General features: G+C 64.5%; 17 protein-coding genes. 7 read left to right on the forward strand and 10 right to left on the reverse strand.

The features are described from left to right. Nucleotides 1-23 precede the first annotated feature (23 nt). The 6 genes from mutS to opp4C all read left to right on the forward strand — a co-directional run bounded on the left by mutS (nucleotide 24) and on the right by opp4C (nucleotide 9409). Nucleotides 24-2582, forward strand: a complete 2559-nt coding sequence (mutS, locus tag V9F06_11745; protein ID MEI2618274.1) for a DNA mismatch repair protein MutS — start codon at nucleotides 24-26, stop codon at nucleotides 2580-2582. Next, nucleotides 2582-4204, forward strand: coding sequence for a DNA mismatch repair endonuclease MutL (gene mutL / locus V9F06_11750; protein ID MEI2618275.1), 1623 nt, complete (start codon nucleotides 2582-2584; stop codon nucleotides 4202-4204). The genes mutS and mutL overlap by 1 nt, the downstream gene beginning before the upstream one ends. 106 nt (nucleotides 4205-4310) lie before the next feature. Further along, nucleotides 4311-5414 (forward strand): Xaa-Pro peptidase family protein, encoded by a 1104-nt coding sequence (locus V9F06_11755; GenBank protein ID MEI2618276.1) that lies wholly within the window; start codon nucleotides 4311-4313, stop codon nucleotides 5412-5414. Nucleotides 5415-5614: 200 nt separating this feature from the next. Beyond that, nucleotides 5615-7378, forward strand: a complete 1764-nt coding sequence (locus V9F06_11760; protein MEI2618277.1) for an ABC transporter substrate-binding protein — start codon at nucleotides 5615-5617, stop codon at nucleotides 7376-7378. Between the two features lie 149 nt (nucleotides 7379-7527). After that, nucleotides 7528-8493: an ABC transporter permease gene (locus V9F06_11765; GenBank protein ID MEI2618278.1), complete on the forward strand. Its 966-nt coding sequence runs from the start codon at nucleotides 7528-7530 to the stop codon at nucleotides 8491-8493. 16 nt (nucleotides 8494-8509) lie between these two features. Beyond that, nucleotides 8510-9409, forward strand: a complete 900-nt coding sequence (gene opp4C, locus V9F06_11770) for an oligopeptide ABC transporter permease (protein ID MEI2618279.1) — start codon at nucleotides 8510-8512, stop codon at nucleotides 9407-9409. A gap of 74 nt (nucleotides 9410-9483) precedes the next feature. Here opp4C and V9F06_11775 read toward each other — a convergent pair whose 3' ends face one another. The 8 genes from V9F06_11775 to V9F06_11810 all read right to left on the reverse strand — a co-directional run bounded on the left by V9F06_11775 (nucleotide 9484) and on the right by V9F06_11810 (nucleotide 22102). After that, on the reverse strand, nucleotides 9484-12648 hold the full coding sequence (locus tag V9F06_11775; GenBank protein MEI2618280.1) for a glycosyl hydrolase: 3165 nt from the start codon (nucleotides 12646-12648) through the stop codon (nucleotides 9484-9486). Nucleotides 12649-12820: 172 nt separating this feature from the next. Further along, entirely contained in the window at nucleotides 12821-13585 is a 765-nt protein-coding gene (gene pgl / locus V9F06_11780; protein MEI2618281.1) for a 6-phosphogluconolactonase, read from the reverse strand. Further along, nucleotides 13569-14720, reverse strand: a complete 1152-nt coding sequence (locus V9F06_11785; protein MEI2618282.1) for a glucose-6-phosphate dehydrogenase assembly protein OpcA — start codon at nucleotides 14718-14720, stop codon at nucleotides 13569-13571. The genes pgl and V9F06_11785 overlap by 17 nt, the downstream gene beginning before the upstream one ends. Nucleotides 14721-14724: 4 nt before the next feature. Then, nucleotides 14725-16293: a glucose-6-phosphate dehydrogenase gene (zwf, locus tag V9F06_11790; protein MEI2618283.1), complete on the reverse strand. Its 1569-nt coding sequence runs from the start codon at nucleotides 16291-16293 to the stop codon at nucleotides 14725-14727. Nucleotides 16294-16347: 54 nt separating this feature from the next. Then, complete coding sequence (gene gnd / locus V9F06_11795) at nucleotides 16348-17262, reverse strand: decarboxylating 6-phosphogluconate dehydrogenase (GenBank protein MEI2618284.1); 915 nt, start codon at nucleotides 17260-17262, stop codon at nucleotides 16348-16350. Nucleotides 17263-17303: 41 nt separating this feature from the next. Next, the gene (locus tag V9F06_11800) at nucleotides 17304-20066 is read right to left on the reverse strand and encodes a bifunctional transaldolase/phosoglucose isomerase (GenBank protein MEI2618285.1); all 2763 of its coding nucleotides are present in this window, start codon (nucleotides 20064-20066) and stop codon (nucleotides 17304-17306) included. A 96-nt stretch (nucleotides 20067-20162) separates the two neighbouring features. Next, on the reverse strand, nucleotides 20163-21647 hold the full coding sequence (locus V9F06_11805) for a gluconokinase (GenBank protein MEI2618286.1): 1485 nt from the start codon (nucleotides 21645-21647) through the stop codon (nucleotides 20163-20165). After that, nucleotides 21647-22102 (reverse strand): Fur family transcriptional regulator, encoded by a 456-nt coding sequence (locus tag V9F06_11810; protein ID MEI2618287.1) that lies wholly within the window; start codon nucleotides 22100-22102, stop codon nucleotides 21647-21649. Before V9F06_11810 ends, V9F06_11805 begins: the two co-directional genes overlap by 1 nt. Nucleotides 22103-22235: 133 nt before the next feature. Here V9F06_11810 and V9F06_11815 point away from each other — a divergent pair, with 133 nt between their 5' ends. Beyond that, nucleotides 22236-22952, forward strand: coding sequence for a response regulator transcription factor (locus V9F06_11815; GenBank protein MEI2618288.1), 717 nt, complete (start codon nucleotides 22236-22238; stop codon nucleotides 22950-22952). On the opposite strand, the gene V9F06_11820 is transcribed toward V9F06_11815, so the two are convergent. Together V9F06_11820 and V9F06_11825 are read right to left on the reverse strand one after the other, a co-directional pair. After that, a complete protein-coding gene (locus V9F06_11820; GenBank protein ID MEI2618289.1) occupies nucleotides 22904-23989 on the reverse strand; it encodes a PLP-dependent cysteine synthase family protein in 1086 nt (361 codons plus the stop codon). The two genes, V9F06_11815 and V9F06_11820, sit on opposite strands and share 49 nt — an antisense overlap. 100 nt (nucleotides 23990-24089) lie before the next feature. Next, nucleotides 24090-24779: a hypothetical protein gene (locus tag V9F06_11825; protein MEI2618290.1), complete on the reverse strand. Its 690-nt coding sequence runs from the start codon at nucleotides 24777-24779 to the stop codon at nucleotides 24090-24092. Between the last annotated feature and the right edge of the window lie 93 nt (nucleotides 24780-24872).

A 24872-nucleotide genomic window follows, 5' to 3' on the forward strand; every position in this document is an offset into this window, starting at 1 on the left:
GAGCACGGACACGTGAGGCGAGCATGGTCATCACTCCAGCGCGTCAGCAGTATCTGAGACTCAAGGCCGAGCACCCGGACGCCATCCTGCTGTATCGCATGGGTGACTTCTATGAGATGTTTGACGAGGACGCCCACACGGCGGCGCGAGTCCTCGGTATCACGCTGACCTCACGCGAGTTCGGCCGGAGCGGCCGCGTGCCGATGGCCGGGATTCCCTATCACGCGCTCAACGGCTACCTGCGCCGCTTTCTGCGGGCCGGCTATCGGCTAGCGATCTGCGAACAGCTCTCCGAGCCCGGGCGTGGACTCGTGGAGCGCGACGTTACCCGAGTCCTCTCGCCCGGCACAATCGACGACCCAGCGCTTCTCGATGATGGACGGGCGAATCTGCTTCTCGCAATGGCGAGCCATGGGGCGCTGGTCGGGATGGCCTGGGTCGATGTTTCGACCGGCGCGTGTGAGTATCGGATCCTGCCGGCGGACGACCCGGCCGGGCTGGCTGCGGTCGTGGATCAGCTCGACCCCGTCGAGATCGTCGGGCCAGCGGCGGACGAGCTGGATCTCGACACACGCGTGGCGATCCGACCGATTGGCGGGGAATGGTCGATCGACGACGCCGAGCAAACGCTTGCGCGGCACTTTCCGGGGGGTGAGCCAACACGGCCGGCCGCGGCGCGCGCAATCGCAGTGCTGGTCGCCTACCTCGAACGCAGCCAGCCAGCGTTGCTGCTCGCACTGGATGCGCCGATTCCATACCAGACCGAGGGGATCATGATCCTCGATCGGCAGACGCGACTGAATCTGGAAATCGACCTGCGATCGCGTGACCGCCACGATCTGTTCACCTTGCTGAATCGCACGCATTCCGCGCCGGGGGCGCGCAGGCTGCGTGCCTTGCTCGACCGGCCATTGCTGGATCGCGCAGCACTTACCCAACGGCTGGACGCTGTAGAGGAGCTGGTCAGCGACGCGACGCTGCGAACCGGGCTCGGGCGCGCTCTAGCCGGCCTTCTCGATCTGGAGCGGCTGGCGGCACGGGTAGCGACCGGCGCGGCGCGGGCGAGTGAGCTGCTGGCAGTGGCCGAGACGCTGGCCGGCGCCGGGCGAGTGCTGGAAGCGCTGCGCAATCGGGCTGAGTCGGCGCTGCTGATCGAGCTGGCGGAGGAAATCGACCAGCTGGCAGGAGTCCAGGCGAGGATCCGGAGCGAGATTGACAGCGAAAGCTCGCGGTTGCTTCGACCGGGGATCAACCGACGGCTCGACCAGATCTACGCCGCCATCGATCACGACCGTGATGCGATCGCGGGGATGGAACGTGCCGAGCGCGAGCGCACGGGTATCCGCTCGTTGAAGGTCGGCTACAACAAAGTGTTCGGCTACTACCTGGAGATATCGCACGCAAACCGCGAGAAAGCGCCAGCCGACTATATTCGCAAGCAGACCCTTACGACCGCTGAACGGTATGTCACCCCGGCGCTGAAAGAAGCCGAGAGCCGGATCCTGGCCAACGAGGAGCGCGCGGCCGATCTCGAAGCGACGCTCTACGCCCGATTGGTTCATGAGCTGGGCGGCGCGGTCGGGCGAATGCGAGCGACGTCCGCCGCGTTGGCCATGCTGGATGCGCTTCTGGCATTGGCGACGGTCGCTGTCGAGCAACGCTACGTCCGTCCGGCATTGGACGACTCGACCGAGTTGACAATCGAAGGAGGGCGGCACCCGACCGTCGAGCGGCAGCTTCCACCGGGGGAATTCGTGCCGAACGACACCCGGCTCGACGCTGCTGGGAACGTCGTCATCCTTACCGGGCCGAACATGGCCGGCAAGTCCACCTGGCTGCGGCAGGTGGCGCTGATCGTTTTCATGGCCCAGGTTGGCTCGTTCATCCCGGCGGATCGAGCACGGATCGGGCTGGTCGACCGCATCTTCACGCGGATCGGCGCGCATGACGACCTCGCCGCCGGCCGGTCGACGTTCATGGTCGAGATGCTGGAGACGGCGACAATCCTGCGCTACGCGACCGAACAGTCGCTCGTCGTGCTGGATGAGATCGGTCGGGGAACAAGCACCGAGGACGGCGTCGCTATTGCGAGCGCCGTGGTCGAGCACCTCGTCGAACGAGTCGGCGCTCGGACGCTCTTCGCGACGCACTTTCGCGAGCTGACCCGACTAGCCGACGAGATGCCAGGCGTCATCGCGCTGCAGACGGCAATCGAACGCCACGACGGAGGGCTGGTCTTTCTTCATACGATCGTCCCAGGGGTCGCCGAGGCCGCGTTCGGCCTGGAGATCGCGCGGCTGGCCGGCCTGCCGGAGTCGGTAATACAGCGCGCCCGGGCTGGAGCGCAGACGACGCCAATCGGCTGGACGACCGGGCCGCAGCCGGCGACGGCGATCGACCTTGTCCGAGAGCGCGTGTTCAACGCTCTGCTGGCGGCTGATCTGGCGAACACGACCCCGCTGGAATCACTCAACCTTCTGGCCGATCTTCAGCAGCGTCTGCGCGCAGCCAGCCTGGAGCAGGTCGGGCCGCGCGCGCTGCTGGATGCCGACGATCGTCGCGACGCGGCGCAGGCGAATTGATGACAATCCGCGTCCTGCCGGACGTGGTCGTCGGGCGCATAGCGGCCGGCGAGGTGATCACCCGACCGCGCGCTGCTGTTCGCGAGCTTGTCGACAACGCGCTCGATGCCGGGGCAACGCGGATAGAGATCGAGATTGTCGCCGGCGGATACGATCTGATCGCCGTCCATGACGACGGCGCAGGGATCGCGGCGGCCGACGCCGGCCTGCTCTTCACCCGGCACGCAACCAGCAAGCTGGACGGAATCGACGGTCTGGCGGCTATCCGGACGCTCGGGTTCCGCGGCGAGGCGCTGGCCAGCATGTCGGCTGTCGCGGACGTCGAGGTTCGCACGCGGCAGGTCGCCGAGACAGTCGGGTGGCGACGGACAAACAATGGCGAACAATCGCCACTCGCGCGCCGGGCGGGGACATCGGTGTCGGTGACGCGGCTGTTCTCGCGCTACCCGGTGCGCCGGGACGGAGCGACACCGCTGGCGGAGGCCCGAGCCATCCGGAAGCTGGTGACTCATCTGGCGCTCGCGCGGCCCGAGGTGAGCTGGACGATGCGGGTCGATGGACGGCTCACGGTCATGACGACCGGCGGCGGCCTTCGCGCGGTGATGGACGAGCTGGACGAGCGGTCGGGCAGCGCGCCACTGATCGCCCTCGGCCCGATTGCTGCTGGCGAGGCACGGATCGCCGGGCTGATCAGCGGCCCATCCATGCACCTGAGCAGTCGGGCGGGGATCGTGCTGACGGTCAACGGCCGGCTCTGCGATGTGCCTGAGGTACGACGCGCGATTCAGATCGCCTATGCCGACATCCTTCCTCGCCATCGCTTTCCACACGCGATCGTGTCGATCGAGATTCCCCCGGAACGGGTGGACGCCAACATTCACCCCGCCAAGGAGCGCGTCGGGATTCACAACGTGGCGACGGTCGTCGGGCCGCTTCGCGCAGAATTGCGGGCGTTGCTGGGCCGTTCGTCACATCTGGTCAGTGGATACCGTTCGCTAGCGGTCGACCTTGGACGATTGCCGGGCGCAGGGTTCGCGGAGAATTCCACGCCGTACAAATCCGGTGGTTGGGAAAGACGGGAGGTCGCGGCTGGTTCGTTGCCGGGGCTGCGGGTCGTCGGGCAGATCGCCGACACGCTCATCATCTGCGAGGCGGAGATTGGCACGCTGCTGATCGACCAGCACCGCGCCCACGAGCGGGTGATCTACGAACAGCTCCTGGCCGGCGAGACGATCGGGCCGATCGAGCCACTTCGCCTGACAGTCCCGACACGGCTGCGGGCGGGGCTGGAGGAGAACGGCGACAACCTGAGGCGGGCAGGATGGCGTTGGGACGAATTCGGGCTCGACGATATTCTGGTCACCGGTTCGCCGGCCGGGCTGGCGCCGAACGCGCTGCCGGAGATCCTCGCGCTTCACGCGGCAGAGCCCGCGCACGATGTGCTGGCTGCGGCCGCCTGCCACGCAGCAATCCGCAAACGTCGACCACTGGACCCCGCGACTGCCGTCGCGCTACTGGGGGCGCTCACGTTGACACGCACGCCCACCACCTGCCCCCATGGCCAACCGATCGTCATCAATCTCGACCGCGATTTCCTTGAGCGACAGTTCGGTTGGAAGTAAGGGGCGCAGGGCGCAGGACGAGGGTTTGTTGACGACGATATGACAGGCTGCTACGTTGCGCGAATATTGAGTATCGTAGCGACGAGGCGACGAAGAGAGGGAAACAATGGAGTTGACCGGAGTTCCGCGACGTATCGCGCGGGCGCAGGAGCTGATGAGCGAGCGCGACCTCGACTTCCTGTTCGTCGCGCCATCATCGGACATGATCTACATGTTCGATGGGCCGTCGCATGCAAGCGAACGGTTGGCGCTCGTGATGATCCCGAGAGACGGCAAGCCACAGGTGGTCGCGCCGCAACTGGAGCATTCGCGATTCGCTGACAAGGCCGATATCGCCCAGATACATACGTGGCCCGAGACTGCGCAGCCGGTCGATCTGGTGGCCGAGCTACTCAGCGGCGTCGATCGGCCACGGGTCGCAGTCAGCGACACGATGTGGAGCGTCTTCCTGGTGCGCATGCTGGAGGCAATTCCAGATGCTCGATGGAGCAGCGCAACACCGATCATCCGCGAGCTGCGGATGGTGAAGGACGAATCCGAGATCGAGAAGCTTCGCGTCGCCGGGGCGGCAGCGGACCGGGCCTGGGACGAATTCGCGACAACTGCGAGCATCATCGGCAAGACCGAGCGCGAAGCCGCGATGATACTGACCGAGCTCCGCCGCAAGCACGGGCTGGACGTCACAGGTATCGGGATCTGTGCCAGCGGCCCGAACGGCGCCAACCCCCATCACTCGACTGGTGATCGCATTCTCCAGGAGGGCGACGCGGTCGTCTTCGACTTTGGCGGAACCATCGACAACTATCACGCCGACGTGACCCGAACGGCGTATCTCGGCGAGCCATCTGACGAATACCGCAAGGTCTATGAGATCGTCCTACGAGCCAACAGGGTCGCGCTCGGCGAGTTCCGGCTGGGCAACACGTGCCAGGACGTCGACCGCGCGGCGCGAAAGGTCATCACCGACGCTGGCTATGGCGAGTATTTCATCCACCGAGTCGGGCACGGGCTGGGACTCGACGGCCACGAAGAGCCGTATCTCGTCGAAGGCAACGACCTCCCGCTTCAGGTCGGTATGGTGTTTAGCGACGAGCCGGGCGTCTATCTGCCCGGTAAGTTCGGGATTCGGGTCGAGGATGCCGTCGCTGTCCGCGAGAGCGGCGGCGAGCTACTGAATCACTGCAACCGCGAGCTGACAGTGATGTCTTAGCAAGAGCTGGATCAAGAGGGCCACATTGACGATCTGCGGCGTATATATCGTTAGCGGCGAAGTGCGCGTCGAGGCTGCGTGAGCCGGCAATTGCCGTCGAATGCGTCAACTAGGTATCGTTACAGTGTCTATGCCAGACGAATGCCTCGGTGTGAACCACGCAGGCGGTTGTTTCTACGTTGGTATGGGGGAGAACCACGATGACTGACTGGACGGAATCAGCTCTCGGCCGCCGGCTCTCGCGGCGGATATTCCTCGGCGCCACGGCTGGAACAGCCGCGGCAGGGCTACTGGCTGCATGCGGCGGAAGCAGCACGGAGAAGACCGCGACGACCGCTTCGGGCGGCGCGACATCGCCGGCCGGAGCCGCAACGCAACCCGCTGGCGGAGCAACCGCGCCAGCCGCGGCAACCAGCGCGCCAGGTAGCTCGCCCACAACCGGCGGAGGCACGCCGACGAAGGGTGGCAGCATTCTCATCGGCACGCTCGGGGAAGCGAACGTGATTAACCCGGTCGCAGCCAGCCAGTCTGAAGACGATTTTCGCTGCAGCCTGATCTACGAGCAGCTCGTCCGGCTCGACCCGGCGACCTACGAGCCAAGCCCCAGCCTCGCGGCAAGCTGGGAGATCAAGGACCTTACCCTCACCTTCAAGCTGCATGACAACATCATGTTCTCTGACGGGTCGAAGCTGACTGCCGACGATGTCGTTTTCACGATCCAGTCAATGTTGGACAAGAAGAACGCCAGCCCCCGTCAATCGCGCTACAAGGCGATTGAGGGAGCAGACGCGTTCGTCGCGGGATCTGCAACCGAGGTGTCGGGCCTGAAGGTTGTCGACCCGACGACGCTGGAGATGACACTGGCCGAGCCAGATGCGTCGATCCTGTTCAGTCTCTACTACATCCGGCCACTGCCGAAGGCGCTACTCGCGGGCAAGGATCTCTCGAAAGCCTCGACCGAGGCGTTCTTCCAGAAGCCAGTCGGCGCGGGACCGTTCAAGTTCGTCTCATGGACCGTCGGCGCCGACTTCGTCGGCGAGCGCAACGAGCATTACTACCAGGAAGGGAAGCCCTACCTGGACAAGTTCACCCATCGGGTGATCACCGACTCGCAAGCGCTGGTCAACTCGCTGCTCTCAGGCGACATCGACGGGTCGGTCTACCCGAGCCCATCTGGCGCGGAAAAGCTGAAGGCGAACGCCGATCTCGCGGTGATGGTGCCGCCATTCGGATCACCGGATGGTTGGATCTTCAACTTCAAGAACGAGTATCTGGCGAAGAAGGAGGTCCGGCAGGCCATCGCCTACGCGCTGGACATGGAGCAGTTCTCCAAGGACTCGCTCTACGGCCTCGGCGCCCCCGGCACTGGTCCGGTTGCGCCTGGCAACTTCGTCTATGACTCGACGCTGACGCCACATCCGTACGACATGGACAAGGCCAAGCAGCTGCTCGATCAGGCCGGCCCTGCGCCATCGGGGATCAAGTTCACGGTCAATCAGGGCAACGTCCTTCGTGAGGACTTCCTCACATATACGCAGGCACAGCTCTCGAAGCTGGGCTGGGAGATCGACCCGGTCGTGATCGAATATGCAACGGCAGTCGATCAGGTCATCGCGCGAACCTTCGATGTCGCCGAGAGCGGCATGGTCGGGGCCGGGATCACGATCGACCCGGGCGACCTGGCGTCGTATTTCCAGACGGGCGGCTCGTCGAACTCCTCCGGATACAGCAACCCGGCTCTCGACAAGCTGTTCGACGAGGCGCGAACAACGCTGGATATCGCCAAGCAGAAGACGCTGTACGCCCAGATCCAGCAGATCCTCGTCGAGGACATGCCGGCAACGTTCTCCTGGTATCGGCCATTCCTGCATGTCGTCAAGAACAAGTTCACTGGCTACGTCGATAGCAATCTGTCGAACGGCCTGTTCGCCGAGCTGGAAAACATCTACATCCAGAAGAGCTAGATATCCCGAAGGCGGGCCGCGAGATCGCAACACAAGTGCGGCCCGTCTTCGATACCCCCAGCATCGACCTCGAACCGGATGCCACACAGTAAACGCGAGTTGGCGCGGTGCGTTCAGCCCGTTGACGATAAGGAACCAGGAGGGCAGCGGTGTCTAGCGGTATCCTGGGCTACTCCATCCGCCGAATCATTGGGGCAATACCGCTCTTGCTGGGGTTGAGCCTGATCATGTTCAGCCTGGTGCATATTGCGCCGGGCGACCCGATTCGGGCGATGATCACGCCGGAGACGACCGACCCGGCCTTTGTCGCGCAGCTGCGCAAGAAGTACGGGCTGGATAAGCCCCTCCCGGTGCAGTACCTCATCTACATCGGCAATCTCGCCCGTGGGAATTTCGGCCGGGCAATCACATTCAATGGCAAGCCCGTGCTGTCGCTGATCAAGGAACGCGCGAAGGCGACGGTCGTCCTTCAGGCCGTTTCGTTGGCAATCGCGTTGATGATCGCGATCCCGTTGGGGATCCTGTCAGCAACCCGACAGTACAGCCTTCTGGACAACACAACGACGGTCGGAGCGTTCATCGGGCTGGCATTACCGAATTTCTGGCTTGCGCTGCTGTTGCAGTTCTATCTGAGCGTGAAGCTGGGTTGGCTGCCGGCGATCAGCACTGATGTTGCCAATGCAGATCTGCTTGGAAAAGTCAGGTATTCGATCATGCCGGTCGCGGTGCTGGCATTTCCATCGATCGCCTACTTCGCGCGGTTTATGCGGTCGGCGATGCTTGAGGTGATCAATCAGGATTACATGACGATGGCGCGCGCGAAGGGTTTGTCTGACCGGAAGGTGCTATTCCGCCACGGCTTCCGAAACGCGTTGATCCCGATGATTACGGTCACCGGGTTGCAGGTGTCGCGCATCCTCGGCGGGGCCGTCATCATCGAGAAGATCTTCGCCTGGCCAGGCCTGGGGTCACTCGCATACGATGCGATTACCCAACGCGACTATCCGGTGATCCTCGGCGTGACGATCGTCGCTGGCGCCTTCGTGATCTTCGTCAATCTCGTTGTCGACCTGCTTTACGTCATCGTCGATCCGCGCGTGTCGTTGACTCGATAGCTCAGGGGAGACGGTTATGATGGAGCGAACGGGAGATATCGGCAACGCCGTCGCGGCCGGCGCGGGACCCGCAAAGCGGCAGCGTCTGGTTCTGCGGCGATTCATGCAGAACAAGCTCGCGGTGGTCGGCATGGCGGTGATCGTCTTCATGTATGCCGTCGCGATCCTGGCGCCGCTGATTACCCGGTACGACTACAAGGAGATTACGCCCGGCGCGCGGAACCTGCCGCCGTCGGCACAGCACTGGATGGGGACCGACCGGAACGGACGCGATGTGTATGCGCGGCTGGTCATGGGCTCTCGCGTCTCACTATCGGTCGGGTTCGTCGCGGTCGCGATCGTCATGACGATCGGCACCTCGTTCGGGGCGCTAGCTGGCTACTTCGGCGGCTGGGTCGATGGATCGATCATGCGCCTTACGGACATCCTCCTTTCGATCCCCCAGATTTTGCTATTGATCTCCGCGGCGGCGTTGTTCAGGCCGGGGCTGAAGACAACGGTCATCGTGATCGGGGTGACATCGTGGCCCGGCGCTGCCCGGCTCATCCGCGGACAGTTCCTGTCGCTCCGCGACCAGGAGTATGTCACTGCCGCGCGGACGATCGGCGCGCCGCCGGGACGTATTATCATGCGCCACCTGATGCCGAACGCGATGGCGATCATCATCGTTGAGACGACATTGTGGCTGTCCTACGCAATCCTCCTGGAAGCCAGCCTGTCGTACCTCGGCCTGGGCGTCCAGATCCCAACGCCATCGTGGGGCAACATGCTGCAAGACGGCCAGCGCGAGCTGCTGAACGGCGCGTGGTGGCTGACGTTCTTCCCCGGTCTGGCGATCTTCGTGACGGCGCTGGCGTTCAATCTCGTCGGCGACGGACTGCGAGATGCATTCGACCCACGGCAGCGACGACGATAAGCGAGTTCGGACGAGGCACAGCGGAGGGGTGGCGCTTGCCACCCCTCCCGCTGTGCATGTGGTTGACAGGCAGGTTACCCGAGGGCCGGTATCCCGGCCTCGGCAATCCGCAGATTCAGGTCTCCGGTAACCTCGTCGACGACCTTCGCCAGGACGGCAAGGTTCGCGTCGGCCTGTGCAGCGAGGAACTCGTAGACGTCGTAGGTCTGCTGCGGCGGGCGCGAGTCGCCATAGGCAACCGTTCCCTGCAGCGAGGCGAGCTTCGAGTTCACCTTCGGCGGGAAGTTGAACGAGTCCGCCGCACCCTTCGAGCGCGACTCGACCAGCTCACCCTCGGTCACCAGCAACCGCTCGCTGGCTTGTCCCAGCGCGGAGACGAGATTCTCGTTTCCAGCATTGTCCAGCCGGGCCGACCAGGCGGTGATCTGCTCACGCAACCGGCGGCTGGCGAGGACGGCGTCATGGACCGCGCCGAGCTTGTCGCGAATCTGGAGCAGGAGTTGGCATTGGGCAACGAGATCTTCATCCGTCGCATCGACGCGCGGGTCCCGCTCAACCGCAAACGCCTGACGGTACTCCTTGTCGCCTATTTCAAGGCGCGCTACGTAGGTGCCGGGGGCAACGACCGGGCCGATTGTGCTGCCACCCCAATAAAGCGAGAGCGCTGCGCCTTCGATCCGCGTGGCGTCGGGATGGCGCATATTCCAGACAAAACGGTGCAGGCCAGGCTCGGCGCGCAGCCGCATCTCCGCTGGCTGCTTCGACTGATCATCGGCCAGCGAGAAGCGTCGGATCAGTTCGCCACCGGCAGTCCAGAAGCTCAGCGCGAGCGTCTCAGCCGGCTTGTCGCCGGGGAGATCGTAATAGATCGACGCCCCGATGGCGGGATTCTCGCCCGCGTCCAGCAGCTCAAAGCGGGTTCCTCCGTCTTCGGCCGCGCGGACGATCCCCATCGCCTGACTGCCTCCGGTTGTCAGATATCCCTTGTAGCCAACAGTGCTCGACAGCCCCCAGGATGGCGGCGCCTGAATGCGATACGCCGTCTGGATCGGGAAGAGTGTTGCCGGTTCGCCGGCCCGGCGCTGTTGCCAGTCACGAATCGGGGCGAGATCATCGAGCACCCAGAACGAGCGCCCATGCGTGCCGATGATCAGGTCGTCGCCGTGGACGATCAGATCGTGGATCGGAACCACCGGCAGCGCGCGCCGGCCATTGCTGGATGGCCCGCCAGACAGGCGATGCCAATTCGAGCCAGCATCCCAGGAGACATGAAGACCGGTCTCCGACCCCACATACAGGAGCCCCTTGACCCGCGGATCTTCGTGGATGACACGGGTGAAGTCGTCGTCGGGGATGCCGTTCACGATCATCTGCCAGGTCGCGCCGTAATCGGTGGTGCGTAGCAGGTACGGGCGAAAGTCGTCGAGCTTGTAGCGAGTCGCGGCAACCCAGGCGGTGGCCGGATCGTGCGGCGACGCGTCGATGATGCTGATCAGCGACCAGTCTGGAAGCTCGCTCGGAGTGACATCGGTCCAGCTCTCCCCGCCATCGCGGGAGACGTTAATCCGGCCGTCGTCGGAGCCAGCCCAGAGTACACCCTGCTGTGCCGGTGACTCGGCGAAGGCGAAGATCGTCCCATAGAACTCGGTGCTGACGTTGTCCTTGGTGATCGGACCGCCGGATGGGCCGAGAGTCTCGGGATCGCCGCGGGTCAGGTCCGGGCTGATCGGGACGAACTCCTGACCGCCGTTGGTCGAGCGAAAGACGTGGTTGCCCGTGACGTAGAGGACATCCGGATCGTGCGGGGAAAGGACGATCGGGAAGGTCCACTGGAAGCGGTACTTCATCGACTCCGCGCCGTAGCCGATCGGGTCTTCGGGCCAGACGGTGATATCGACCTGCTGGCGAGAGCCATGATCGTAGCGGGTCATGCGTGTGGCGTAGCTGCCGGCGTAGACGATATCCGGATTGTCGGGACGGACGGCGATATAGCCCGACTCGCCGCCGCCGACCGGCCAGGTATCGTCCTCGGTGATCGCTCCACGGTCGGAGTAGCTCGGTATCGTGATGGTGGTGTTGTCCTGCTGCGCGCCGTAGATGCGGTAGGGAAACTGGGTATCGGTGATGACGTGATAGAGCTGCGCAGTCGGCTGGTTGTAGATGCTCGACCAGGTGACCCCGCCGTCGAACGACACACAGCCGCCGCCGTCATTGGCCTCGACCATTCGCTTCGTGTTGGCCGGGTCGATCCAGAGATCGTGGTTGTCGCCGTGTGGCGTCGGGATCTCGGTGAAGCTGCTGCCGGCATCGACCGACTTCCACATGCCGAGGTTGAGGACGTAGACGGTGTCGGGGTCGACCGGGTCGGCGAAGATGTGCATGTAGTACCAGGGGCGCTGGCGGAGATCCGGGTTGTCGTTCACTCGCGTCCAGCTATCGCCGCCATTGTCGGAACGGAAGAGGCCGCCTTCCTTCGACTCAACGATTGCCCAGACGCGCTGCGGGCGGGCCGGCGAGACGGTGATGCCAATGCGGCCCTTGAGTCCCTTTGGCAAGCCGGGGTTGTCGGTGAGCTCAACCCAGGTATCGCCGCCATCGGTTGTCTTGAAGATGCCGCTGCCGGGGCCGCCGGAAACGAGCGACCAGGGCGAGCGCTGCGCTTCCCACATCGCGGCGTAGAGTGTGCGCGGGTTGGTGGCATCCATCGAGAGATCACAAGCGCCAGTGCGCTCGTCGCGATAGAGGACCTTGTCCCAGGTCGCGCCACCGTCGGCACTGCGGTAGACACCGCGGTCCTCATGCGGGCCAAAGGCGTGGCCGAACGCCGCCACGTAGACCAGGTCGGCGTTATGCGGGTGGACGCGGACGCGCGCGATGTGGAGTGTCGACTCCAGCCCGAGATGTCGCCAGCTCTCGCCGGCGTCGTCCGAACGATAGACACCATCGCCGTGGGTGACATTGCCGCGAATGCAGGCCTCGCCCATGCCGGCGTAGACAACGTTTGGCGCGGATTCGGCAACAGCGACGGCGCCCACCGAGGCGGTCCTGAAGTAGCCGTCCGACACGTTGAGCCAGGATGCGCCGCCGTCTTCCGTCTTCCAGACACCGCCGGAACAGGCGCCGAAGTAGTAGGTCAGCGGCTGGCTGGTGTGGCCGGCCACGGCGACACTGCGCCCGCCGCGGAACGGCCCGGCTTGCCGCCAGTGCAGACCCTCGACCAGAGTGCGAATATCAGCCATGATGCATCCCCTCCCTGACCGTCCTCCATCCGACGGCGTCGATCGTAGCCCTGACCATACGCGAAATCAATCACCATCGGGATGTTGCGCGATCACGGGCGCAAGCTCATGCGTGTCTGTCGTGTTGCCAACCGGATACGAATGGCGCGACCCGGGCGCCGCGTCGACGCCCCTAGCGCATCGCCGCCCTTGCGCGCTCGACGCCTTCGGCAGCGGCGGCGTCGAGGACGAAGATGACGCGGCCACCGGCCGGCTGGACGCGCCACGACGGGGGCCGGTCGGCAACGTCGGGACCGAAGATGCGAAAGAGGGGGTCGGCCTTGTCAGCGCCAGTGGCGAGGAAGAGGGTCAGCCGGGCTGAGTTCAGAACCGGATAGGTGAGGGTGATCCGCCACGTATCCTGCTGGGGCACCCAGTTGGCCACCACCCAACGCGCGCGCTCATCGAGCGCGGTGGTGCCGGGGAACAGCGAGGCGGTGTGGCCGTCGGCGCCGATGCCAAGAATATCGACATCGAGACGAGGAAATTCCCCGTCCGGCAGATCCCCGAAGACATCCCGAAGCTCGGCCTCGTATTGGGATGCCGCCTCATGCGGATCGAGCTCGCCGCGCATGCGGTGGATGTTCTCCTCGGGAATCGCGACGCGCGACAGGAGTGTCTCGCGAGCCATGCCGTAGTTGCTCTGCAGATCGTCTGGTGGAACGGTGCGTTCGTCGCCCCAGAAGACATGAACGCGCGACCAGTCGATTCCCGGTATTCCTGCGAGCACCTCGTGCATCCCGCGCGGGGTTGAGCCGCCGGAGAGCGACAGTGAACATGGCCGGTCGCGCTCGGCAGCCCGTACTGCGTCCGCGACGATGTGCGCAGCTGCCTCCTGGGCCTGTGCGACGGTCCTGAAGATCTGTGCTTCTGGCCGAGCCTCAGGATTTCTGATCATGCGCGCGCCCTAGCAGCGAGACAGCCGAGACAACCGTCGAGAGAGCCTGGTGATAGTGCTCGTCATGGGACTGAACGAGGAGCTCCTGCCCGATAAGATCGCTGAGGTGCAGCCGGGGCAAGCGATCGACGCGGTCCTGCCGGGGGATGCCGGCCCATTCGACCGACGTGACGACCAGATTCTGCGCTCGTCCTCGGATGCTGATCCGGGCATTATGTTCGCCCTGGCGAGCAAGGATTCGGACAGAACGAACGCCGACGCCCGTGCTTGCCTGCCGATGGAGTCGAATATCGATATCGCCACCGGCTGCACTCTGCGCCTGGAACGTGAGCGACGTGCCGTCGGCATCGGCAGGCGCGAGGTTCCAGTCCAGCCGTGAGGCGAGCCAGCCGAGGATCAGAAGCGCCTGAGCTTCGGCGCTCGGATCGTAGGACAGATCAACCGACTCGATCGCGTGCAACAGACCGATCGTCTCGGGGTGGTCGAACGCCTGGGCGATCGCCTCGCGCCAGCGCGTCACCCGCGCCCAGGCGAGATCGGTCCCAGTGCAGCCTGATTCGCCTTCGTAGAGAAAGCGCTCGAATCCGGAGAAGGCGTCCCGCGCGGAGTCGAAGCGCGCAGTGTCGATGATCACCCGGTCGACAACCGGCGTCAGCCGTCTGAACTCGGGTGAGCTGAAATCAACCTGACCGACCCACCACATGAACGAGGGGACATCGTAGAGCTCGAGCGGCGCGATCATGCTCGGCACGGCGCTAAGCCGCTCGGGGGGTGTATGGATTTCGATCACCTCGTAGCAGGCGGTTCGCCCCGTGCCATGGAGCCGGCAGTGGCCAGACACGCTGGCATCGAACGGTGACCCGGCCGGGTGGATCTCGACAACGATGACCCGGGATGGGAGCTGCTCGATCAGCTCGTGAAGCGTCTCGTGGGCCATGCGGATCTCGGACTCGCCACTGGCGATGATGATGAGCGTCAGGATGCTGGTTCGTAGCGGGATCTGACCGGTCTCCTGTTCGACCTCAGCGGAGATATCGCCCCAGAGGCGCGACATCTCGCCAACGATCTGGTCGACGGTGACCTCGCGTTCGGCGCCCGCGCGGACGTCGATCCGGTGTGCATGTGCGGTGCTCATGGCTTTACGGTTGCCGCCACTTGCGACCCTCCATCGTGAGGAACTTCTCTGCCTCGTCCGGCCCCCACGTCCCGGCCTCGTAGGTGGCGATTTCGGTTGCGCCCATCTTGTCCCAGCCATCGCGGATCTGCGTCACGACATTCCAGGCTGCCGCAACCTCGTCACGTCGAGTGAAGAGCGTGCCATCGCCGAGCATTGCGTCCAGCAGCAGACGCTCGTAGGCGTCGGGCGACTGGACGTTGAACGCGGCCCCGTAGTCGAAGCCCATATGGACCGATCGCAGATTCATCATCGGACCGGGAACCTTGACGCCGAAGGTCAGCGCGATCCCCTCGTTTGGCTGAATCCCGAGGGCCAGGACATTCGGCTCCAGCTCGTCGGCGACGTTGGCGCTGAAGAGCAGATGCGGAGCGCGCTTGAACTGGATGGCGATCTCGCTCACGCGGCGAGGCATGCGCTTGCCAGTGCGCAGGTAGAACGGAACGCCAGCCCACCGCCAGTTGTCGATGAACAGCTTCAGCGCGACGTACGTTTCCGTCTGGGAATCCGACGCGACCTTCTGCTCGTCTCGATATCCGGGAACAGCCTCACCGTCGGTGTATCCCGCGGTGTACTGGCCACGGACGGTGAAGCGACGAACGAGGTCGGGGTTGATCGGCCGGACGGCGTGCAGCACCTTGACCTTTTCGTCGCGAACCGGGTCGGCGGTCAGCGCGACAGGCGGCTCCATCGCGACGAGCGTCAGAAGCTGCATCAGATGGTTCTGAACCATATCGCGGAGCGCGCCGGTTTCGTCGTAGTAGCCGCCGCGTCCCTCGATGCCGATCGATTCGGCGACCGTGATCTGGACGTGGTCAACGTACTGGCGGTTCCAGATCGGCTCGAACACACCGTTCGAGAAGCGGAACGCGATGATGTTCTGCACCGTTTCTTTGCCGAGGTAGTGGTCGATGCGGTAGACATCGCGTTCGTTGAAGACGTGGTTGACGACCTGGTTAAGGTGCTCGGCGGAATCAAGATCATGCCCAAACGGCTTCTCGACGATGATGCGCCGCCACGAGGTGGCCGACCCCTGGTTGAGGTCATGCTGGCCGATCATCTCGATGATGCCGTCGTAAAAGTCCGGCGGCGTCGCGAGGTAGAACATACGGTTGCCAAGCGTGCCGCGCTGGCCATCGATCTCGGTCAGCCGGCTCGCTAACGGGCCGTAGGCGTCCGACTGGGTGAAGTCGCCGGTGACATAGAACAGCCCCTGGCTGAATGATTCCCAGACCGCTTCATCGACCGGTGTGCGGCGCGAGAACTCATCGACTGCCTCGCGCATCTTCTTGCGAAACGACTCATCATCGTCTTCGTGGCGGGCAAAGCCGACGACGGTGAAGCCCACCGGCAAGAACCGCTCCAGGGCGAGATTGTAGAGCGCCGGAATCAGCTTGCGCCGGGTAAGGTCTCCGGATGCGCCGAAGATAACCATGATGCATGGGGCCGGCACGCGTTCAATCAGCAGGCCCTCGCGGAGCGGGTTGACCTGCGGCTTGGCTAGTTGGGAGACGACAGTGCTGACGTTGGACATACCCGGTCCTCACACGTAGCTATCGGGAGGCAGAGACCTCCCGAATTCGCTGGCCTATTGGGGTGTTGGCCCGCTCTCCTCGACGACAGCATGACCACCGAACTGGTGACGGAGCGCGGCGATGACCTTGTTCGAGAAGAGGTCCTCCTGGCGTGAGGCGAAGCGTGTCGCCAACGCAAGGTAGATCGTCGGCGCAGCGACGTCGAGGTCGATCGACTCGAAGACCGTCCAGCGCCCCTCTCCGGAATCCTGCACATACCCGCGAATCGACTCCAGATGAGCATCCTCGGCAAACGCACGCTCGGCGAGCTCGAGAAGCCAGGAGCGAATAACCGAGCCATGGTTCCAGAGATCCGCAATCGCGCGCAGGTCAAGGTCGTATCGCGAACGCTCAAGTATTTCGAAGCCCTCGGCATAGGCCTGCAACATCGCGTACTCGATGCCGTTGTGAATCATCTTGACATAATGGCCTGATCCACTCGGGCCGACGTGAAGGTAGCCGTCCTTCGGGGCAAGCGACTTGATGGCGGGCTCGATGATAGCGAACCCTTCGGGCGAGCCACCGACCATCAGGCAGTAGCCGACCTGCAAGCCCCAGATGCCGCCGCTGGTGCCGGCGTCCATGTAGTGGATGCCATGGGCGGTGACGCGGTCGTGACGCGCGATCGAGTCGGTGAATCGGGAGTTGCCACCATCGATCAGGACATCGCCCGGACTCATCAGGGGGATGAGCTGGTCGATATAGTCGTCGACAGGTTGGCCGGCCGGGACCATCAGCCAGATCGCGCGAGGGGCGGCAAGCTTCCCGATGATCTCCTCAAGGGAATAGGCAGGATCTGCGCCTTCGGTGGCGAGCTCGTCGATCGGTTCGCGACTGCGATTGTGGACGACAACACGATGACCGTCCTGAATCAGGCGTCGCGTCATGTTCCCGCCCATGCGGCCAAGCCCGATGATGGCGATATCCATGGTTCCTCCTTAACACCCGTTCCGGGTGCGCGTCGTGTCGATCAGTCGTCGGCTGGCGTTGGCTGGCTCCGCGCGCCGGCCGCGATCGCCTGAACTCCGGCGCGAACATCTGTCCCCAGCCCGACCAGCACGAGCGGCAGGCCATGTTTCGCAAGCGTCGCTGCATCGCCAGCAGACTGCGCGGCGAACAGCTCGCCGAACGAATAGTTTGCGTCGGGAATCGGGAGATCGTGTTCCGGCGTGCCGACGAGCAGCAGGAACGTCCCGTCCGCAGGCCCACCCTTGTGGAGCTGGCCGGTTGAGTGCAGATAGCGCGGGCCGATACCGAGGGTGACGGCCCGGCCGGTCTGACGCCAGAGATCGGTCCGTAGCTGCGCCAACGCGGCCCGCACGTCGTCGGTTGCGTCGACGTAGGCGAGGATAGCGATATATCCGTCCGGGGACGCCAGCTCGGCGGCACTGGAGGCGGCGTTGACGGCATCGGTTGTAGCCGGACGTGGGGCATCGTCTCCCTTCAGCACGGCGTTGGTCGCGTCTTTGGCTTCCTGCACGTTCGGCTCATCGAATGGGTTGATCCCAAGGATGAATCCAGCAACGGCCGTCGCGATCTCCCAGCGGACGAACTCCGCGCCGAGCGCGAGCGGGCCATCGACATCGATGGTGACGACCGGTTGGCCGGCCTCGCGCAGGCTCTCGGCGAGCGTCGCAGCGTCGCCGTCGTCGCCGGAGCTGAAGTGAACGAAGAGCCGGTCATCGCCATAATCGGAGGCATCGTCGAGCGATTCAGCGATCACTGGCAGGATGCCCGTGCCGTGCTTGCCGGTGCTCTCGGCGATGAGCTGCTCCAGCCAGTCGGCGAACGGCGCCCAGGCAGGATCGGCGATGAGGGTCAGCTTGTCACGACCAGCCTGCCGGGCAGCGCCAAGCACCGCGCCGAGCCAGACTCCAGGATGCTGAGCATCGTGGATCGGCAACATGTCGGCGGCACGATCGAGCAAGCCGGCCACGTCTCCTCCGAGAACAGCCAGAGGCACGAGACCGAAGTACGAGAGAGCGGAATAGCGCCCGCCGATATCGGACGGGTTCGCGAACCGCTTCCAGAACCCCTTCTCGCCGGCCTCTTTCCCGAGCGGTGTGCCGGGGTCGGTGATCGCGACGAAGCGCGACCCGTCGCCACCCGAACGCTCGAAGAAGAAGCGATACAGCGACATCGTCTCGACGGTGGTGCCGGACTTGGTGGAGACAATGTAGAGGGTATCGTCGCCCAGCTTGCTCGCCACGCGGGAGATCGTGTCGGGGTTTGTCGTATCGAGGACATGTAGGTCGGGTGCGCCGTCGGCTGTCTCGAACATCCGCGAGAACACGTCTGGCGCCAGCGACGAACCACCCATCCCGAGCAACACGGCGTGCTTGAAGCGTCGCTCACGCGTTTCGGCAGCCAGGCGGGCCAGGTCGCCGGCCCTCGCCTGAGTGCGCATCGTCTGGACAACCGGCAGCCAGCCCAGCCGCGTCGACGTCGACGCCAGAACCTTCTCGTCGGTCCCCCAGAGGGTCGCGTCACGTTGCTGTAGTCGGGTCGGGACGTTGTCGGCCGAGAGCTTCCCGAGCGTGGCATCGACAGCGCCGGCAAGCTGACCGATCTCCGACTGGCGCTGGCTGGCGATGTTTGTCGCGAACGCGTTGCGCTTTGCGTCGAGATGGTCGAGAAGATCGACGAACGATCTGGAGAAGGAGGCGACCCCGTCGCGGACAAGCGTGTCGGTGATGTCGTCGTAGGAGACGCCGAGCGACTCAAAGCGACGGAAGACGTCGTCGGCCGCGTCCAGCCCGGTGTCCACCGTTCGCCGCAGATGGCCGTGATCCCCGAACGCTTCGATCGATGCCGGCGCGAGTGTCTGGACAGTGTCGGGGCCGATCAGCTCATCGACGTAGAGAGTGTCGGAGTAGGCAGGATTCTTGGTGCTGGTGCTGGCCCAGAGCGGGCGCTGTACCCGGGCGCCCTGAGCCGCGAGCTTCGCAAACCGCTCGGAACCGAAGATCTCCTGGAAGGCAGCATAGGCAACCTTAGCGTTGGCGACTGCCAGTGTGCCCAGGAGGCTCTTCGCCTCCCCAGCCCGATGGCTCTCCGGCTCGGCGTCGATAATCTGCTGCAGCCGCTTGTCCGCCTCGGTGTCTACCCGGCTGACGAAGAACGACGCGACCGAGTGGATGTCAGAGATCGGCTTCCCTTCTTCCAGACGACGCTCGAGCGCTCGGAGATATGCCTCAGCAACCTTGCGGTAGGCGTCGAGCGAGAAGAGGAGGGTGATGTTGATATTGATACCCTCGTAGATCATCTCCTCGATCGCCGGCAGCCCCTCGTCGGTGCCAGGAATCTTGATCATGACATTCGGCCGGTCGACCGCGGCGTAGAGTCGGCGGACATCGGCAATCGTCTCGTTTGTGTCATGCGCAAGCGAAGGCGCCACCTCAAGCGAGACGAATCCATCGGCGGACTTGTCGTCGTGTCGGTCGTAGACCGGGCGGAAGATGTCGGTCGCCATCTGGATATCACGGATGACGATCGCGTCGTACATCTCGTTCGTCGTCCGGCCGGCGCGAGCAAGGCGAAGAATCTGGTCGTCGTACAGATCGGAGCCCGAGATCGCCTTGTCGAAAATCGTCGGGTTCGATGTGACCCCAACGACACCCTTCTGATCGATGAGATCCTGCAGCCCGCCGTCCTCGATCAGATCGCGGCTGAGGTTGTCGTACCAGACACTCTGCCCATAATCGCTAAGCTGTTGCAACGGGTTTCTGGCCATGTAGCTCTCCCTGTTTATCCGGCACCGACTCGTGCTCTATCTTCAATGCCCAACCGCTCGGGCCGGGCGTATGCGCGGTCAGCGAGACATGTCGCACTACTTCATCGCGACTCGCGTGCCATGGGCTGGCGATCCCATCTCGCGACTGTACAGGCGCGCTTGCCGCTCGCGAAGCTCCCGATACTGCTGGTGGGCCTCCGGCCGGGGGCGCACGACCGTCCCACCCGGGTCGAGGGTCGTCAGCGCGTCCTGTTCATCGAGGACATCACGCCAGGCGAGCAACGCCGCGCCACGCAGCGACGACTCGCCAATGGACGACACCAGCAGTGGGACGCCGAGGACATCAGCCATTATCTGCTGCCAGGCCGGCGAGGCCAGCAATGCCCCGCCCGTTGCCACAATCTGCTCCCCGCCGACGGATAGCGCATCGTAGACCGCCGCGAACCGGTAGGCGATCGCTTCGAGGCACGCATGAAGGATGTCCTCCGCAGTCGTGTGCAACTGCATCCCGGCGATCGTGGCAGTCGCGTCGCCAGCCCAGCCGGGCGAGCGCTCGCCTGACCAGAACGGCAGGACTGTCAATCCATGATCTCCCGGCCCGCGTTTGCGGAGCGCGATCTCGCAGTCCTCGGCATTCGGCAAACGCAACGTGTCGCTCAGCCATGCGCGGATGTTCCCGCCCTCGCTGAGCGCGCCACCGGTGACGGTGTGACGGCGATCGAGAAGGTAGCGCCAAAGGCCATCGGGCGTCGGTTCGACGGGCTCTCCCGGTTGGCAGCGGCGCATCGCGCCGGAGGTGCCGACGGTCAGTGTCAGACGATCCGCCCGGACACAGCCCGCGCCGACGTTCGACGCAGCGCCGTCGCCAATCGGCGCGCGCCAGTGAATACCGCGTAGCGCCGGCCAACGGTCGGCGTAGTCGCCCGCGACCGGCGGCAGCAGCTCCGGCTCGGGAAGGATCGTGCCTAGCTGTTGGGGGGCGATTTCGAGCAGGTCGAGTAGCTCACGATCCCACGACCCCGCCTGCCGATCGTATAGCCCGGAGCCCGAGGCTAACGACGACGAGGTTGCGTCGGCGCCAAGCCACGCGGCTGTGAGCGCCTGCGGCAAGGAGACGAATCTGGTCGCGCGGGAAAAGAGGTCGGGCTGATTGCGACGCAACCATCGGATCTTCGCCGGCAGATAGGACGGATGGAGCGGGCAGCCGGTCCGTTGGCGGACCGACTCGGCGTCGAGCCGGGTCGCAAGGTCTACAGCGTCGGCGGCAGAGCGCGTGTCGGCCCAGGTGAGAACATCGGTGAGCGGTCGCCCAGCGGCATCGAGCACGAGCAGCGAGTGCCAGAACGCTGAGACACCGACTGCGGCGATGCCGTCCCGCGCTGGCGGGGATGCGAGCGTCCGGTCAATCGCCTGCTCGGTCAGCGCGCGGATGCGTTCGAGAGCGATCGTCGAGCGGCCACCCGACTCGACAGCCAGCTCGACCGCCAGCTGGCTCAGTGAGCCGGGCGCGATGATCCCATCGCGATCGACCAGCGCGGCACGGACCGACGACGAGCCGATATCGACGGCAAGGACGCGCATCAACGAGTAGCCTCCGCCTCGGAACACTCCCGGCAGAGCCCGTAGATCGCCTGATGATCGATGCGTGCCTCGAAGCCGTGTTTCGCGCGGAGCACAGCACGAAGCTCGTCGAAGTAGCTATCGCCGATTTCCTCGACACGATGGCAGGCAAGGCAGATGAGGTGGTGATGCCGGTCCGCGGAGAGGAGCGCGAACTGCCGCCGGCCGTCACCGAGGTCGGTTTCGGCGATCAGGCCCTGGTCACGAAACAGCTCCAGCGAGCGATAGACGGTGGACAGATTCAGATCGGGCCACCGTAAGCGGGCAGCCTCGAAGAGATCGTCGGCGGTCATGTGATCGCCGCGAGCGTGGAGAAGGTCGAGAATGAGGAGTCGCTGCGGCGTCAGGCGCTGGCCCTGCTCGCGGAGGCGTGTCTGGAGGACAAGGAGCGCGTCGGACTGATGGGGCATCTCCATCGACCTCCGGCATCCCGTCGCCGCCCGGCGCGGCAATCTCGTGCTTCGATTCTACCCCCGGACCGCTGGCAACAACCCAACTCCGACAGGCATCATCTCGGTGGGCAGGGGAAGCAGGGCAGGAGATCAGAGGATGGATGATACACAGCCTCGCGAGCGGACTCTGGCGCTCGTCGTCGAAGATGACCCCGATATCCAGCTGCTGATAGCGCGACACCTGCGAGAGGCAGGTTTCGACGTCATCACATCCGCGACGGCAGCGGACGGTTTCCAGCTGTGGTCGGAACGACAGCCCGACCTGTTGCTGGTGGATCTGATGCTGCCCGACGGATCGGGCCGGGGGCTTGTACGCCAGATTCGAGCAGCCGGGGATGTGCCGATCGTCGTCGTCACCGCCGACGCGAACGAGGAATCGCTTGTGGCGACGCTCGACGCCGGTGCGGACGACTATGTCACCAAGCCATTCCGGGTCAACGAGCTCCTGGCACGGGCGCGCTCGGCGATGCGTCGCCGGCCGCGTGAGCGCGAGCCGGATACCATCCAGGTCGGATCGCTCACCATCTCCGTCGTCGATCGGCGCGTCTGGCGGTCGAGCGAGGAGGTACGGGTAACGCCGACCGAGTTCCGGCTGCTGCTCCAGCTGGCCCGCCACCCGAATCGAGTCTTCACGCATGGAGCGCTGCTCACTTCGGTCTGGGGGCCCGAGTATGCCGACGAACCGCATATCTTGCGGGTGACGCTCAACCGGCTGCGCAATAAGCTGGGCGAACCCGCGCTGATCGAAAATCGGCCGGCGGTCGGCTACGTGCTGGTGCCGGATGGCGGCGACGCCCAGACGCAGGTCGAGTAGGTTGCGTCGAGCTGGGCGAGATACGGTGCAATATCGTATCCGTTGGCTGCCAGCCACGCGTCGTCATAGTAGGTGTCGAGGTAGCGGTCACCCGAGTCCCCGGCAACCATGACGATCGAGCCCGTCTCGCCAGCCGCCGCAAGCTCGGCGGCAAGCTCCATCGCGCCGTAGACACAGGTGCCAGTCGAGCCGCCGTACTTGCGACCCAGCTTCGTCTCCAGAAAGCGCATACCGGCGTATGAGGCGGCGTTTGGCACCCGGATCATCCGATCCACCACATCGGGCACGAACGACGGCTCGACGCGCGGCCGGCCGATTCCCTCGACGCCACTGCCTTTGCCGCTGGTGACCGTCGGATCGCGATGCTCGAAGTAATCGAGAAAGACCGAATTCTCCGGGTCGACGACACAGAGCCGGCTGGCAAGGCGCTGGTAGCGGATGAAGCGGCCGATCGTCGCCGAGGTGCCGCCGGTGCCGGCCCCAGTGACGACCCAGCGCGGGACGGGGTGCGGCTCGCGGCCCATCTGGGCGAACATCGACTCCGCGATGTTGTTGTTGCCACGCCAGTCAGTGGCGCGCTCGGCATAGGTGAACTGGTCCATATTGTGACCGTTCGTCTCCCGAGCCAGCCGTTCGGCGGTGCTATAGATTTCGGCCGGGTTATCGACGAAGTGCGACTTGCCGCCATAGAAGGCAATCTGCGCCACCTTGGCCGCCGAGGTGCCGCGCGGCATGACTGCGACGAACGGGAGCCCGAGAAGCTGCGCAAAGTAGGCCTCCGACACAGCCGTGCTGCCAGAGGAAGCCTCGATGACCGTCGCCCCCTCAGTAACCCAGCCGTTGCAGATCGCGTAGAGGAAGAGCGAGCGCGCCAACCGATGCTTGAGGCTGCCGGTCGGGTGAGTGGATTCATCCTTGATATACAGCTCGATCCCCGGCGCGGCCGGCAGATCCAGCCGGATCAGATGCGTGTCGGCCGAGCGCTGGAAATCGCGCTCGATCGTGGTGACTGCTTCGACAACCCAGGCCTGATTCATGCTGAACGTCTCCCTCATCTCACCGCGAACGTTCCGCCGCGATCGTACAGGCGAGCGGGGCGTGGGCGCAATGGAACCGGGCCGGACAGACGACCCGAGGCTAACTGTCGAGATCGAAGAGATCGTCGTACTCGGTGATGTAGCGATCACGCAGGTATTCGCGAGTGCGAATGGTGATGCGGCGCACCTCGTCGATATCGAGCCCTTCGAGATCGGCTACCTCGCGGGCGGAGCGTTCCTGGACGGTGCGCTGGAGGAAGACGGTGCGCCAGACATCCGGCACGCCGGACAGGACGTCGATCAGATAGGCGAGGGTCTCGTTGTCGATGACGATCTGTTCGGGCTCCCGGGCATTTGGATCGGGAATGATGTCGGCAACGCGGACATCCTCGCCACCCTCAGCTTCTTCGCCGGACATAATGGTCTGGTCGAGCGAGATATATTGGCGACGCTCGAGACCAACTCGGCGAACCTCACGTCCGATCATGTCCTGGGCGCGGATGCGCAAATAGGATGACAGATCGCGGATCGGCTCGCCCTGCTCCTGAAGGCGCGCCATCGCGGAGGCGACAGCGGAATCCACGACTTCATCGCGCAGCACGTCATCCCAGGAGATCTGCCCCATGCGAACCCGGCGGCCAAGTTCCCAGCGGACGAATGATGCCAACGGCTGAAGCAGCCCGTTCGGGCGCTCACGCAACTCGGTGATCTGCTCGCGCGCGAGCGCCTCGCGATCGATCGGGTGCGCCTGCTGCGGCGATCGTGATTGTCGGTCGTGTTCCGCGGTCAACATAATCCTCTGATGATGGCGAGCGCCAATCGCGCGCCGCCGATCCCATTCTTCGGCGTCCGTACCGCCAAGTGTAGAGGAGCCGGCAAGCAG

The organism is Thermomicrobiales bacterium (genome assembly GCA_037045155.1).
Classification (GTDB): domain Bacteria; phylum Chloroflexota; class Chloroflexia; order Thermomicrobiales; family CFX8; genus JAMLIA01.